This window comes from Acinetobacter sp. CIP A162, assembly GCF_000367905.1.
GTDB lineage: Bacteria > Pseudomonadota > Gammaproteobacteria > Pseudomonadales > Moraxellaceae > Acinetobacter > Acinetobacter lwoffii.
This window is the reverse complement of sequence record NZ_KB849159.1, coordinates 496,594-511,097: the sequence shown is the minus strand read 5'-3', so window position 1 is coordinate 511,097 and position 14,504 is coordinate 496,594. Positions and strand designations below refer to the sequence as shown.

14 protein-coding genes are annotated in these 14,504 nt (G+C 43.8%); 5 read left to right on the top strand and 9 right to left on the bottom strand.

Annotated elements, in window-relative coordinates:
- Window positions 1-134 precede the first annotated feature (134 nt).
- From lipA to F995_RS08795, 3 genes are all read left to right on the top strand, one after another.
- Complete coding sequence (gene lipA, locus F995_RS08805; protein ID WP_004646500.1) at window positions 135-1,148, top strand: lipoyl synthase; 1,014 nt, start codon at window positions 135-137, stop codon at window positions 1,146-1,148.
- Between the two features lie 356 nt (window positions 1,149-1,504).
- Window positions 1,505-4,009 carry an acyl-CoA dehydrogenase gene (locus F995_RS08800; protein WP_004646499.1) on the top strand — a complete coding sequence of 835 codons (2,505 nt, stop codon included), beginning with the start codon at window positions 1,505-1,507 and terminating at the stop codon, window positions 4,007-4,009.
- Between the two features lie 167 nt (window positions 4,010-4,176).
- Window positions 4,177-4,563, top strand: coding sequence for a carboxymuconolactone decarboxylase family protein (locus F995_RS08795; RefSeq protein WP_004646498.1), 387 nt, complete (start codon window positions 4,177-4,179; stop codon window positions 4,561-4,563).
- A gap of 195 nt (window positions 4,564-4,758) precedes the next feature.
- Here F995_RS08795 and F995_RS08790 read toward each other — a convergent pair whose 3' ends face one another.
- From F995_RS08790 to F995_RS08750, 9 genes are all read right to left on the bottom strand, one after another.
- On the bottom strand, window positions 4,759-5,598 hold the full coding sequence (locus tag F995_RS08790) for an NAD(P)-dependent oxidoreductase (protein ID WP_004646497.1): 840 nt from the start codon (window positions 5,596-5,598) through the stop codon (window positions 4,759-4,761).
- A 51-nt stretch (window positions 5,599-5,649) separates the two neighbouring features.
- Window positions 5,650-7,005, bottom strand: a complete 1,356-nt coding sequence (gene rutG / locus F995_RS08785; RefSeq protein WP_004646496.1) for a pyrimidine utilization transport protein G — start codon at window positions 7,003-7,005, stop codon at window positions 5,650-5,652.
- 33 nt (window positions 7,006-7,038) lie between these two features.
- Window positions 7,039-7,554, bottom strand: coding sequence for an NADH-dependent FMN reductase RutF (gene rutF, locus F995_RS08780; RefSeq protein WP_370940775.1), 516 nt, complete (start codon window positions 7,552-7,554; stop codon window positions 7,039-7,041).
- A 145-nt stretch (window positions 7,555-7,699) separates the two neighbouring features.
- Entirely contained in the window at window positions 7,700-8,080 is a 381-nt protein-coding gene (gene rutC, locus F995_RS08775) for a pyrimidine utilization protein C (protein WP_004646493.1), read from the bottom strand.
- A gap of 33 nt (window positions 8,081-8,113) precedes the next feature.
- On the bottom strand, window positions 8,114-8,875 hold the full coding sequence (gene rutB, locus F995_RS08770) for a pyrimidine utilization protein B (RefSeq protein ID WP_004646492.1): 762 nt from the start codon (window positions 8,873-8,875) through the stop codon (window positions 8,114-8,116).
- Window positions 8,872-9,978 carry a pyrimidine utilization protein A gene (gene rutA / locus F995_RS08765; RefSeq protein WP_004646490.1) on the bottom strand — a complete coding sequence of 369 codons (1,107 nt, stop codon included), beginning with the start codon at window positions 9,976-9,978 and terminating at the stop codon, window positions 8,872-8,874. The genes rutB and rutA overlap by 4 nt, the downstream gene beginning before the upstream one ends.
- Before the next feature lie 336 nt (window positions 9,979-10,314).
- Entirely contained in the window at window positions 10,315-11,106 is a 792-nt protein-coding gene (rutD, locus tag F995_RS08760) for a pyrimidine utilization protein D (RefSeq protein ID WP_004646489.1), read from the bottom strand.
- An 80-nt stretch (window positions 11,107-11,186) separates the two neighbouring features.
- A complete protein-coding gene (locus tag F995_RS08755; protein WP_004646488.1) occupies window positions 11,187-11,444 on the bottom strand; it encodes a hypothetical protein in 258 nt (85 codons plus the stop codon).
- Between the two features lie 137 nt (window positions 11,445-11,581).
- Entirely contained in the window at window positions 11,582-12,763 is a 1,182-nt protein-coding gene (locus F995_RS08750) for a S1C family serine protease (protein WP_004646487.1), read from the bottom strand.
- A gap of 170 nt (window positions 12,764-12,933) precedes the next feature.
- Here F995_RS08750 and F995_RS08745 point away from each other — a divergent pair, with 170 nt between their 5' ends.
- Both F995_RS08745 and F995_RS08740 read left to right on the top strand, forming a co-directional pair.
- Complete coding sequence (locus tag F995_RS08745) at window positions 12,934-13,692, top strand: Nif3-like dinuclear metal center hexameric protein (RefSeq protein ID WP_004279653.1); 759 nt, start codon at window positions 12,934-12,936, stop codon at window positions 13,690-13,692.
- Window positions 13,693-13,845: 153 nt separating this feature from the next.
- Window positions 13,846-14,472 (top strand): superoxide dismutase, encoded by a 627-nt coding sequence (locus tag F995_RS08740; RefSeq protein ID WP_004646486.1) that lies wholly within the window; start codon window positions 13,846-13,848, stop codon window positions 14,470-14,472.
- Window positions 14,473-14,504: the final 32 nt, after the last annotated feature.

Below are 14,504 nucleotides of genomic sequence, written 5' to 3'. Positions count from 1 at the left end.
AACTCACATATATTGCTTGATAAGAACATTTTTTAAATGAATACCCCTTTTTGCCCTATTTAGAACGAAGTCCGTTATAATAACTGCGCTATCTTTGAGTATCTCCCCCTTCAAAAACAGTGGAAAAGTTGAATATGTCTGAAAACCGTAAACCTGAACAGGGCGTCAAACTTCGCGGTGCGGAAAAAGTTGCCCGCATTCCTGTAAAAGTTGTTCCTACGGTTGAAACGCCACGCAAGCCGGACTGGATCCGGGTGAAAATGGCGGCACCTGAAGAAGTTCAACGTATTAAAACTACATTACGTCAGCAAAAATTACATACGGTGTGCGAAGAAGCCGCCTGTCCAAACCTGCCTGAATGTTTTGGTGGCGGTACTGCGACCTTTATGATTATGGGTGATATCTGTACCCGTCGCTGTCCATTCTGTGATGTGGCTCATGGCCGTCCAAATGCACTGGATGCAGATGAACCGCGTCATATGGCTGAGACCATTGCCAACCTGGGTTTGAAATATGCGGTAATCACTTCGGTAGACCGTGATGATTTACTGGATGGCGGTGCACAGCATTTTGTCGATTGTATTAAAGAAGCACGTGCTCTAAGCCCAAATACCTTACTCGAAATTCTGGTGCCGGACTTCCGTGGCCGTATGGATATCGCGCTGCGTATCATGACTGAATGTCCGCCAGATGTGTTTAACCACAATATCGAAACTGTACCGCGTTTATATAAAGCCATGCGTCCAGGTTCTGACTATCAACACTCTTTAAACCTGCTGAAAATGTTTAAAGAATACTGCCCGGACGTACCAACCAAATGTGGTCTGATGGTGGGTATTGGTGAAACTGAAGAAGAAGTACTTGCCCTGCTTGATGATTTACATGCGCATGGCGTGGACTATGTAACCATTGGTCAGTATTTGCAGCCTTCAAAAGAACATGCAGCGATTGACCGCTTCGTAACACCTGAAGAATTCGGGCGTTATACCGAACATGGTCAAAAACTGGGCTTCCGTAATATCTGGGCAGCACCAATGGTTCGTTCAAGCTACTTTGCCGACCGCCAATACTACGGCGAACCTGTACCAGCAGTGCGTCGTAAAGTGGATCCTGCCAAAAAAATTGCAGTTCAGGCCATTGAAGCTTAATCCTGTTTAAACCAATGAAATAAAAGCCCTCTCTTGTAGAGGGTTTTTTTATTTCTTCAATTTAAATTTTTACTGAGTGTTAAACCCCCATTTTTTATTTTAGATAAGATTAAGTCATTACTTATCTTCACATTTCTTTGCGCGTTCTCACTTGAAGACTGAGCATTTTTCAAACAATCTCATAAATAGATGAAAGATTTAAAAATATCGTTGCAAGACTTGAAAACGATCATTCTCACACGTGCAATGCTGAACCTGTCCGATCCTCAAGCGACAAAAAAAATGAATGAACTGTGACAAAAATTCTATGAGATCTCGGCACAGGCAGCGTTGTATAAATCTGGAGAACTATAACAATGCTATTTATATTTGCTGTACTACTGCTATTACTTAGTTTATGGGCGGTTTTCTATTTTCAGCTCTCTCGTAGCGCGGGTGCAATTGCACTAATTGTCATGTCAGTAGTCTGTGCCTTTATTAGCCCATGGTCACTTATTCTCGGCATTCCGCTGATCCTGATTAGCCTTGTGGTGATGATCGACCCTTTACGTATGTCGTTCATTTCTAAACCGGCCTATAAAGCACTGGCCAATGCCATGCCGAGTATCAGCCCGACAGAACGTGAAGCACTGGACTCCGGAACCAGCTGGTGGGAAAAAGAACTGTTTATGGGTGCACCGAAATGGGAAACCTTTAACAGTTATCCCTATCCCAAATTATCGCTAGAAGAACAAGCTTTTCTGGACAATGAGGTTGAGACCTTGTGCAGCATGCTGGATGAATGGGAAATCCATGAGCAGAAAGCGCTGCCTGATCATGTCTGGCAATATATTAAGGAACATGGTTTCTTAGGCCTGATTATTCCCAAAGAATACGGCGGTCGTGCCTTTAGCTCCTTTGCCCAAAGTCGGGTGATGAGCAAGATTGCTTCGCGATCTCTGACCACAGCCGTGAGTTGTATGGTACCGAACTCACTCGGACCAGGCGAGCTGTTACTGCATTATGGTACCGAAGAACAGAAAGACCGTTATCTGCCGGGTCTGGCGCGAGGCGAAGAAATTCCCTGTTTCGGTTTGACCAGTCCGGAGGCCGGTTCCGATGCTGGTGCGATTCCTGATACCGGTGTAGTCTGCTATGGCCAGTTTGAAGGTCAGGAAGTACTCGGTCTGAGAATGAATTTTTCCAAACGCTGGATTACTTTGGCACCAATTGCGACAGTGGTGGGTCTGGCCTTTAAAATGTATGATCCGGATCATCTTTTGGGTGAACAGACTGAATATGGCATTACCTGTGCCCTGCTTCCTGCCAGTCATGAAGGCGTAATAGTGGGACCACGGCATAACCCGGGACCGCCATTCATGAATGGAACAGTGGAAGGTAAAGATGTCTTTATTCCACTGGACTGGATTATTGGTGGCGTAAAAAATGCCGGTAAAGGATGGCGCATGCTGATGGAATGTTTGGCAGTCGGTCGTGGCATTTCCCTACCAGCGCTGTCTACTTCTACTTCAGAAATGACTTATTTAAATGTCGGCGCTTTCTCTCGCATCCGTCAGCAGTTCAAAATTTCAGTTGGTAAGTTTGAGGGTGTTCAGGAAGCCACCAGTGAAATCGCCAGTGATACCTATATGCTGGAGGCTTTCCGTTATCTGGTCACCTGTGGTTTGAATCAGGGCGGCAAGCCTGCCGTAATGACAGCGATTGCCAAATATTATGCGACAGAAGGCATGCGTAAAGTGGTCAATCACGGTATGGATGTGGTCGGTGGCCGCGCCATTCAGATGGGTCCGCGTAACTTTCTGGCGCCTTATTATCAGGCAATTCCAGTCTCCATTACGGTTGAAGGCGCCAATATTCTTAGTCGTTCCCTGATGATTTTCGGTCAGGGTTCAATGCGTTGCCATCCTTATCTTTATGAAGAATTACAGCTCTTACAAGCAGAAGATCCGGCAGCGGCTCTAAATCCTTTTGATAACTTGCTGTTTAAGCATTTGGGTTACACCTTTAACCGGACTGCTCGCTCCTTTGCCTATGCCTTTACAGGTGGCTCCAATGCTGCGCCGCAAAGTGCTGTTGACTTTACCCGTCCTTATTACAAGATCATTAACCGGCTGAGTGCCAACTTTGCTTTAACTGCGGATATGTGTCTAGGATTACTCGCAGGGGATATCAAACGTAAGGAAATGCTTTCGGGTCGTCTGGCCGATATTCATGCACATCTGTTTATTGCTTCCTCAATTCTCAAATTTTTTGAGCATAGCAAAAAGACTGAAGATGAGCGTTTACATGCACAGCTTGCATTAGAAAAATCTCTATATACAGCGCAAGAAGCTTTTTTTGACCTGTTTGCCAACTTTCCATCAGGTGCAGCAGCAGGCATGGTCAAACTGTTATGCTTCCCATTTGGCCGTCCGGTACAGAAACCATCAGACCAGCTGAAACAGCAGGTAGCGAACAGTATGATGGAAGACAATGCTTTCCGCCAGGTCTTGAAAAAACATGTCTATTACAATACTCATGAACATGATGTCACCGGCCGTATGGAATCTACTTTCACCATGTTGCTGGACATTGAACAGCTGTGGGATCGCTTTAAAAAAGCAGAAAATAAAGACCAGTTCAAGGGTTTAAGCTTTGCAGAGCATGTGGCAGATGCACAGCTACAAGGCTTTATTAATGATCAGGAAGCAGAAAAACTGCTGCACTATAATGCGCGCCGTTATGACAGCATGTTGACCGATGTATTTGATCTGCATTTGCAGGAAGTATTGGAGCTTGAGAATCCGTATCTCATCAAGGAAGATGCCAAAGGAACGGATACTTCAGTGCAAACTGATCCTTCACACTCAGTATCTCCTTAAATAAAACTTGAAGTTAAGGTGTCATAAATTCCAGAGTGAAGTCATTTTATTACTTTACTCTGGAAGCTTCACAAGTGGCTTTTCAGCCACTTTTTTACGACTATTGCACGATGGTATTTTGGATGGAAAGTACTAAGCTAGCCCTATAAGAAAATTGAGGGTAGACAATGTCACAACAAGATTATGAAAATGGCTTGAAAGTCCGTACTGAAGTGATGGGTGAAAGCTTTGTGAAGCGTGCTCAGGAAAATACCGTTCCATTTACCCAGCCATTACAGGACTGGATTAATGAACATGCCTGGGGTTCGACCTGGCAACGTGAAGGTGTGTTACCGCGTAAATACCGCTCTTTAATTACCATTGCCTTCCTTACAGCTCAAAAAAGTCCTACTGAACTAAAAGGCCATGTGCGAGGTGCCTTAAATAACGGCGCAACGGTTGAGGAAATTCAGGAAGTGCTGCTGCATAGCCTGCCTTACTGCGGCGCACCAGCAACCCAGGAAGCCTTTCGTGCTGCACTTGAAGTGATTCAGGAATATGAAACGAATCAGTAGAATTAAGAGATGAATGCAGATTGGTAATTAAAGTGATAGATAGTTTTAAAATTGCTTAGGCTATTTAAAGCAATTGAAATAAAAGTCCGGGAATTTTAAATCCCCGGATTTTTATATTTTAGATAAAGAAATCTATTGCGATGAACTTAATTGAAAATTAATTATTTCTCTTAATAACAGGTTTTAATAAAAACTTTATCCCCTTAATTCAATTTGCGTACGTTGTTCCAATCCTTGTACCGCAGCGGAAAAATCCAGCTGGCTGGCCTGAGGTCTGGCAATCTGCTGAAACTGTTGTTGCACCAAAGACATCACTGATAAATCCAGTTGCTGCTGTTGCGCCAGTTCTAAAGCAATACCAATATCTTTCTGCAATAAATCCAGCGCAAAGGTTTTATGAAACTCACGGCTCAGTACACGCTGCGCCATGATATTTTCCGACATGCTACTTTTACCACTGGAATGATTAATACAGTTCAACGCACTGCTTAAGTCAACTCCCTGCCCTTTCAGTACAGTTAAGCCTTCAGCCAGCGCCCATAAATGCGTAGCCATCAAAGTATTGTTAATGGCTTTCACTGCAAAACCGGAACCACTTTCTCCCACATATTCAATCAACCCAGCAAAAGCAGCAATGACCGGTTTGGCTTGCGTAAAGGCAGATTCACTTCCTCCCACCATCACGGTTAAAGTGCCTTTTTCTGCCCCAACAGTCTGACCAGATACCGGAGCATCCAGGTAATAGCTTCCCTGTTGCTCCAATCGATTTGCCAGTTTTTGGGCCGATTCTGGTACACCGCTGGTACAGTCAATCCAGATTGCACCCGGTTTAGGTGGATGTGCAGCAATTAGCTTCTCTACATCCTGACTGGTCGGCAAGCAAGAAAAAATAAAATCTGCCTGAACCGCCTGTTCAATACCCACTGCCTGAGTCCTGAAAGATTGAGCATGATCTAGCGCTTTCTGTTCAGTCCGGTTCCAGACCCAAACCGGATGTCCGAGTTTTGGCAAATGGGAGGCCATATGCCAGCCCATTGCCCCAAGTCCTAAAAATGCAACTGTATGACTCAAAAAATACTCCTTATATTAAGCGACTGGCTTAACCTCAACTTCTGTTGCGGTCGATGCAGGTTCAGGCAATTCTTTATCTTCACCACGATTTAGGAACAGGTTCAACAAAATCGCAGCCAAAGTCGCAGTACCGATACCACCCAAATCGAAACCACCAATCTGCAAGCTATAATTACCTGTCCCCATAATCAGACACACCGCACCAATAATCAGGGTACTGTTCTTGGTAAAATCAACATGGTTATCCACCCAGATTTTGGCACCAGCCACGGTAATCAACCCGAAGACCACAATCGATGCACCACCCAATAAAGCTACTGGAATGGTACTGATCACCGCACCAAATTTAGGTGAAAGTCCCAGCAAAATAGCGAAGATCCCGGCAAAAATAAATACGGTGGTGGCGTACACTTTGGTCACTGCCATCACACCGATATTTTCAGCATAAGTGGTCATCCCGGTACCGCCGACAGAAGCGGATAATGAAGTACAAACCCCATCTGCAAAGAAACCGCGTCCCATATACGGCGACAGATTTTTACCAGTCATTGCGGATACCGCTTTAAAGTGCCCAAGATTTTCTGCAACCAGAATAATGGCCACTGGTGCAATCATCAGCATGGCATTCATTTCAAAGACCGGACTCTGGAAATTCGGCAAACCAAACCATGCTGCTTCACTGACTTTGGTAAAATCAATCGCAGATCCGAAGCCCATGACGTTTGTGAAAAGGAAGTAAATCAGATAGGAAGACAATAAGCCCAATAACAGCAACAGACGGCGTACCATTCCTCGGGTAAACACAGCAATCACACTGATACAGATAATGGTGATTAATGCCATCCAGGAATCAAACTGGTTCGCTGAAACACTCTTAATTGCGACTGGCGCCAGGTTCAAACCAATGATCATCACAATCACGCCTGTCACTACTGGCGGCATCAGTTTTTCAATCCAGTTGGTACCGGTTTTCATGACCAGCAGACCAATCAAGGCATAGACAATACCGCAAGCAATGGTACCGCCAAGCGCCAGCCCGATATTGGGATTCGCCCCTGCTCCGGAGTAGCCTGTGACCGCCACCACGGCGCCAATAAAGGCAAAACTAGACCCCAGATAACTTGGCAATCGACCGCCAGTGATCAGGAAAAATAAAATGGTGCCAATCCCGGTAATAAAAATCGTGAGATTGGGATCAAACCCCATTAAAAGTGGCGCCAGCACGGTTGCCCCAAACATCGCAAACACATGCTGTAACCCGAGAATAATACTTTTCCCAGCAGGCAGATATTCATCTGTTTGCACGGGTGTGGTATCGAGATTGCCTTGGTAAGGCTTAAATTTTGGAAACCACGTTTCTTTTTCTTGCATCGGCTTCCCCTCCTTGATTAGGATTGAATTGAATTAGCACATTTTGTGTGGCTCACAGTAAGAACGGTTGAAGTACATCAGCGCATTGCCTTGACTCTGGCACATCGCTTTCACCTCACAGAACAGCACGTCATGACTGCCTACGGATAAACATTGGACCACCTCGCAGTCAAAACTGACTAAGGCATCCTCAAGTACAGGTGACTGGGTCACCAAAGTTTTCCAGTTCCCCTGACTGAAACGCTCTGCCATTGGTGTTTTTCCACCAAACAGATTGGAAAGATGTTGTTGATGTGATGCCAGGGTATTCACACACAACACCTGATTCTTTTTAAAGGTTTCATAAACTGAAGCAGAACGGTTCAGACACACCAGCAACGTTGGTGGTGCATCCGTCACGCTACATACGGCTGAGGCAGTAAATCCTGCCTGTCCTGCCTCACCTTGCGTGGTAATGACATTGACTGCAGCCCCGAGATTGGACATGCCTTGACGGAAAATCTGCTGATCAACTTGGGTAAAGATGTCATCTGATGCGTTAGTCGCCAAAACCTTATTTAATGCGTTATTTTCTGCAACTGTTTCTGTGATGATTTTAGATAGTTTGGCATTCATGCTGTTCTCCCGCCCCCAAGTCAATATTCAGTTTCAGACCTGGGGCATCTAGTAATGAGATTGAATCAGGTAGATCGACTTATACATGGGCAATCGAAGCAATTTCGACCAGCGCATCAGGTTTGACTAAACCTGTCTGTACGCAATACCGTGCCGGCTTATCTCCCGGGAAATACTCTGCATAAACTGCATTAATCGCAGCATAATCTGCCCAGTCTTTGACAAAGACATGGTTAAAGGTCACGTCATCCATACTGCCGCCTGCTTCCTCAATCACACGCTTGATAGTTTCCAGAATATGACGGGTCTGTGCTGCGGCATCACCGACATGCACCACATTATTATTTTCATCAAAAGCTAATGTACCGGATACATACACGATATTGTCTGCCTTGGTTGCCGGTACATACGGTGCTAATGGTTTCGATGTTCCTGCTGGAATAATGATTTCTTTAGGCATACTATTTTTTCCTTAATTCTGTTCTTTAATTCTTTATGCGCTTACAGCTAATTTAGTTTCTTTTAGTGACTCACTTTCTTTTTGAAAGGTCTCTACAAAATTTTTGGTATCTGATACCCAGCCAAAGAAAGTCTTGATGTTATACAGACTGGCTTCATGCGCTTCGACTGGACCGGCCTGATGGCAGGCATCAGCAAGTGCGATACCAAAATATTCTAAGAAGAAGCCATCACGTAGTGTCGACTCCACACACACGTTGGTGGCAATCCCCACAAAGACCAGATTGCGAATTCCTCTTACACGCAACATGCTGTCCAGCGCGGTATTAAAGAAACCGCTATAACGTGGCTTTTCGATCACCAGGTCTTGTGGCAGTGGTTTTAACTCATCAATCAGCTCAAAATCCCAACCACCTTTTGCTAACAATTGCCCCTGTAATTCAGGACGTTTACGCATGGTCTTTAAGGCATTGGATTTATGGAAATTTGGAGAGTCCTTACCACCCGCTTCCTTATATTCTGCATCCCAGCCATTTTTGAAATAAATCACCTGAATACCGGCTGCATGTGCGGCATCAACGGCCTTTTTAATATTTTCAACCACGGGCTTGGTTTTCGAGACATCAAAGCCCGCCAGATCCAGATAGCCACCCTGAGAGGTATAGGCATTTTGCATATCAATCACAATCAAGGCTGTCTGTTCTGGTGCAAGACAAATCGCTTCGGGTTCCGCTTTAAGCGTTTTTCCTGTGCCGAGTTTTTCCGTAAAACCGGCTGTTACGACTGATTCACTCATGCGCTTTTCTCCAAAACTGGCGCTTCATCTTCAATGACAATATGATCACGGCATTTCATTAGCGGCTGGATTTTTTGACCAAAGTCTTCAACCCCTTGAATAAAATCATCAAAAGTTAGTAGTACGCCTTCCGTACCTTTGATCTCACCAATTTCATCCAACATTCGTGCCACATTTTCATAAGAACCCACCAGCGTACCCATATTGATATTCACTGGAGATACGCTAGAAGCCATTTGACGGATATTGGTGTCTGCACCGGAAGTGGTATCTTTACCGCCTTGATTCATCAGCCAGTTAATCGCTTCCATATCAGCACCATCGTTATAGTGCTGCCATTTGGCTTGCGCTTCTTCATCAGTTTCTGCAGCAATCACCATAAACAGCACATAAGTCTGTACATCACGGCCAGTCACATCTGTTTTTTCTTTGAGGCGGTCATTAATTTCTGCATAAGCTGTTGGAGTATTCAGGCCTTTACCAAACACGAAGTTATAGTCAGCATATTGTGCAGAAAACTCTAAACCTGCATCAGATTGACCTGCACAGATAATCTTCATGTCGGCTTGTGGACGTGGGCTAACACGGCAATCTTCCATCTGGAAATGTTCGCCTTTAAAGTCTGATTTACCAGTCGCCCAAAGTTCACGCAGAATTTGTACATATTCAGACAGATATTCATAGCGTTTGCCAAAATAGTCATTACCTGGCCACATACCCATTTGGGTATATTCAGGTGGCTGCCAGCCAGTTACGACATTCAGACCAAAACGGCCATTTGAAATCGAATCAATGGTTGATGCCATGCGCGCGACAATTGCAGGTGGCATCACCAGAGTTGCGGCAGTTGCGAAAATTTTAATTTTGCTGGTGACAGCCGCAAGACCTGCCATCAGGGTAAACGTTTCCAGGTTATGTTCCCAAAATTCAGTCTTGCCACCAAAGCCACGCAGCTTGATCATAGAAAGTGCGAAATCGAAACCATAGTGCTCAGCACGCTGTACGATTTGTTTGTTTAACTCAAAAGTCGGCATGTACTGCGGTGCATTTTCAGAGAGTAACCAGCCATTATTTCCGATTGGACAGAAGACACCTATTTTCATTTTCACACCTCATTATTTTTAACACTTATTCAAAATTCTGATTCCACTTCGGGAATTTTATTTACAAGATAAACATTGCAAAGCGTGTGCCAACTATATTTAATTTACAATTATCAATTACTTAATATTTTATTTTTTGAATTTTTAGTAAAATAACCATTTTTACCTATGAGTCAATTTTGAACATATTGTTTCATTCAAGTGCACTCGTAGCAATTTTTGCATTTGCAGTTCATGCATCAATTCGAAGTAAAAACCATGCTGATGCTACAAAAATGATTGATTAGAAAAAATAAAAAACCAGACACGAGGTCTGGCTTTAAAAAAATCTTCAAACTAAGGGGAAATCAGGAAGGAAAGGATCAGTTGATTCACCTGATCTGTCTCGGTCACGGTGGAAGCATGTGCACCTGTAGCGAGTAAACTGAGATGACTATGCGGCAGGCATTGCTGTAATTGCTGTGACCGTTGATAAGGCACCAGAAAATCATCCTGATTGGCAATTAGATGTATAGGAACATCTTTTAATGCTTGCTGATGCTCTGTGTTCAGTTTAAAAGCCTGCACGGCTTGTAGGCGTGCCAGAACATTTTGGATCGGTGGAAAGTCAAGGAGCTGCTTATTTTCTGCTTCGGTTAACTGATCAATATGGGTTGAAATCCACTGCGGCGGATAAAGAAATAAAGCCTGTGCTCTCACATATGCCTCTGCCCCGCTATTGAGCAATAACGAAGTCCGGGCTTCGAAACACTTCTGAGTATGAGCATCCAGCTCTCCCCAAGCATTTAACATGGTCAGACTGAGTAGCTTAAACTTTCTTTCAGCCTGATAGGTCGCTAATTGCATGCCGATATGTCCGCCCAATGCATGCCCGATGAAATGAAACTCTCGAATGCCATCATTGATCAATAAATCCAGAATCTGGCCGGCCATATGGTCGATCGAATAAGACGTGGGCAATAGCTCAGAATCTGAATGACAGCCTTCCTGATCATAAGTGACTACATGAAAATGCTGCTGTAAAACTCTAATTTGAGGATTCCAGAAACTGGCATGTCCGCCCAATCCGGACGAAAGCACCATATAAGGTGCATCTGCCTGTGCTGCAAGATGAATAGATAAAGACATATCACTCTCATATTTTAACTATGAGATGAACGCAGCAAGATATATGCCTGAATAGAAGTATTTTTGAACAATTGATAAAATTATAGCCAGTAGACATTAAAGCTATAATAAAATTCCTGTACCTCAAAACGCACGTTATAACCGAGCTCAGTCAGCTCTGCCGAAAGACCCCGAATTTCTTCCAAAGGCAGATGTTTGGGAAAAACTGTCAGTACCGCTGTATTGCCTTGCCGGGCATTATCTTCAATCAGTTGCGCCAGACGTGGCTTATACATTTCAATATTCAGGTTAGCAACATTAGATAAAATTTTGGCCTGATCTGCCGTCATAAAATTCATTTTTATTTTCTCTTTTAATGTTATTTCACTAAGCTAAATGATTTATAAAACGCTTAATATTTCACTTTTGTATCAGAACATGCTGAAAGAAAGTATAAAAAAAATCCCTCATCATGAGGGATTTTTTTTAATCAAACTTATTGGCCTGGCAGAGGAATATATTGTGAAGCACTGTCTTGTGCCTTACGTTCAGTCACCACAACCTCTAGGATCATGGTTTTTCCTGCCCGCTCAATTTCAATCTGAATGGTACTGTTTGGCTTTTGCAAGGCCACAAAATTAATCAGATGTGAGGCAGAACTAATCTCTTCCTCATTTACTTTCATAATCTTATCGCCACGCTGGATTCCAGCCTTGGCAGCAGGTCCATCCGGTAGCACTTCTGCGACCGTCACACCTTTTTCTTTGGGTTGCAGGACATCATCACGCTCTGCAGGTAATAAGCTGATCCCTAACCAGCCACGAACCACACGGCCATCTTTCAAAATGGCATTCATCACCTGCTGACAGATTTTGGCCGGAATGGCAAAACCAATCCCCAGCGAACCACCAGACTGCGAGAAGATTGCAGTATTCACACCAATTAAATTACCGGCGACATCAATCAGCGCACCACCCGAGTTACCTGGGTTAATTGCAGCATCGGTCTGTACAAAGTCTTCATAGGTATTGATACCCAAATCTGAACGGCCCGTTGCCGAGATAATCCCCTGCGTCACGGTTTGCCCAACACCAAAAGGATTACCAATGGCCAGAACCACATCACCGACTTCATTGCCACTGAGTTTAAATGGCAAAACTGGCAATTGCGTCAGTTCAATCTTGATCACGGCCAGATCGGTATCCGGGTCAGTTCCGACCACTTTAGCTTCGGCACGACGTCCATCCTGCAAAGCCACTACAATCTGATCGGCCTGCGCAATCACGTGGTTATTGGTCAGGATATAACCGTCTGGACGTACAATTACACCCGAACCTAAACTGTTTTCATTCGGGCTTTGTCCATACTGGTCAGGCAACTGATCGCCAAAGAATTCACGAAATACCGGATCGGTCAGTAAAGGATGCGCCTGTTGCTTGACTTTTTGGGTAGTAAAAATATTCACGACAGCCGGGGCTGCCACTTTTACAGCAGCACTGTAGGAGACCACGCCTCCTGAGCGCGACGTATCAATCAACGGCTCTACTTTTTCAGCAGGCATTTTGACGCCATCTGGCGCAACTGGTGCCTTTGGTTTTTGTAGTTGTTGCCACCCCAAAAAACCGATAATGACTAAAATCAGTAACACCCAGGGTAACCATGTAAAGGTACGGCGCACGTTGCTATCCTCTAAAATATTTTAATTCGTTGATGACTAAGTAATTTGTGTCCTATTGTAATGCTAAATACATAACTAAACACAAAAAATTCCACAGAGATTTGTGCAGCTTTAGTTACAATTAGACCTATAGATAAATATGGGCAAGTTTTTAAACTTACAGGAATTTTATGGCGAATTTGAACGATATTATTCAATGGTGTGACCAGACTTTGGCAGCACGTGAATTTAAGGACTATGCACCGAATGGCTTGCAGATTGAAGGCAAATCCGAAGTGAATAAAATCCTCTGTGCCGTGACCGCCTCCCAGAGTGCAATTGAAGCTGCAATTGAGCAAGGCGCAGATTTATTGCTGGTTCATCATGGCTATTTCTGGAAAGGAGAAGCCTATCCGATTACGGGAATGCGTGGTAAACGCATTAAAACCCTGATTCAACATGATATCTCACTGGTTGGCTATCATCTGCCTTTAGACAGTCATCCAACACTGGGAAATAATGCCGCCATTGCGGATTTATTAGAACTCGAAAATATCGAACAGCTTGATCCGAGTGAGAAACGTCCAATTGGCAATATTGGCTATTTAAAACAGCCAATGAGTCCGGAAGATTTTAAAAATTATGTTTCAGAAAAGCTGGGCTTTGATGCGATTCATCTTCCTGCTGAAAAAACTCAAATCCATAAAGTCGGTTTCTGTACCGGTGGTGCGCAGGATTATATTCAAAAAGCGGCACTACAAGATTGTGATGCCTATATTTCAGGTGAAGTGAGCGAACGCACCTTTTATGAAGCTCAGGAACTGAATGTGCATTATTATGCTTGTGGCCATCATGCGACTGAAAAATACGGTGTGCAACGCCTTGGCAAGGCTATTTCAGAACAGTTTAATATTGAGTATGATTATTTCGAATTAAACAATCCGATTTAATTCGACTGACGGTTATGATCAGTGGCTTTATTCATATATTTTCAGGCTTTATTCTGTATTGTTATTTATACACGATGCCCATTTCTGCCCGATTATCTATTACAATAAAGCCACTTATTGTTAAAACCCAGCAAAATGCAAGGAATTGAGAACATGACAACCATTACTTTACCAGCATTACCTTACGGCTACGAAGATCTTGCTCCACACATCAGCAAGGAAACTTTAGAATACCATCACGACAAACACCACAATACGTATGTGGTTAACCTGAATAACCTGATCGCTGGTACTGAGCTTGAAGGCAAAACTCTAGAAGAAATTATTACAGCAACTGCTGGTGATGCTTCTAAAGCAGGTGTTTTCAATAACGCGGCTCAAGTTTGGAACCACACGTTCTACTGGAACTGTATGGCTAAAAACGGTGGCGGTAAAGCAACTGGTACTTTGGCTGCAAAAATTGACGAAGCTTTCGGTTCTTATGAAAAATTTGCTGAAGAATTTGCTGCTGCTGCAACTACTCAGTTTGGTTCAGGTTGGGCTTGGTTAGTGGCTGACGAAGTAAACGGTCAGCTTTCTATCATGAAAACTTCAAATGCTGATACGCCAATGGCGCACGGTAAAATTGCAGTGTTGACGATTGACGTTTGGGAACACGCTTACTACATCGATTTCCGTAATGCTCGTCCTAAGTACATCTCTACTTTCCTAGAAAGCCTAGTAAACTGGGATTATGCAAATGCGAAATATGCAGGTCAGCCTGCAGGTGTTGAGAAATAATTTTTTATTTCTTTGCTAAAAAAATCACCCAT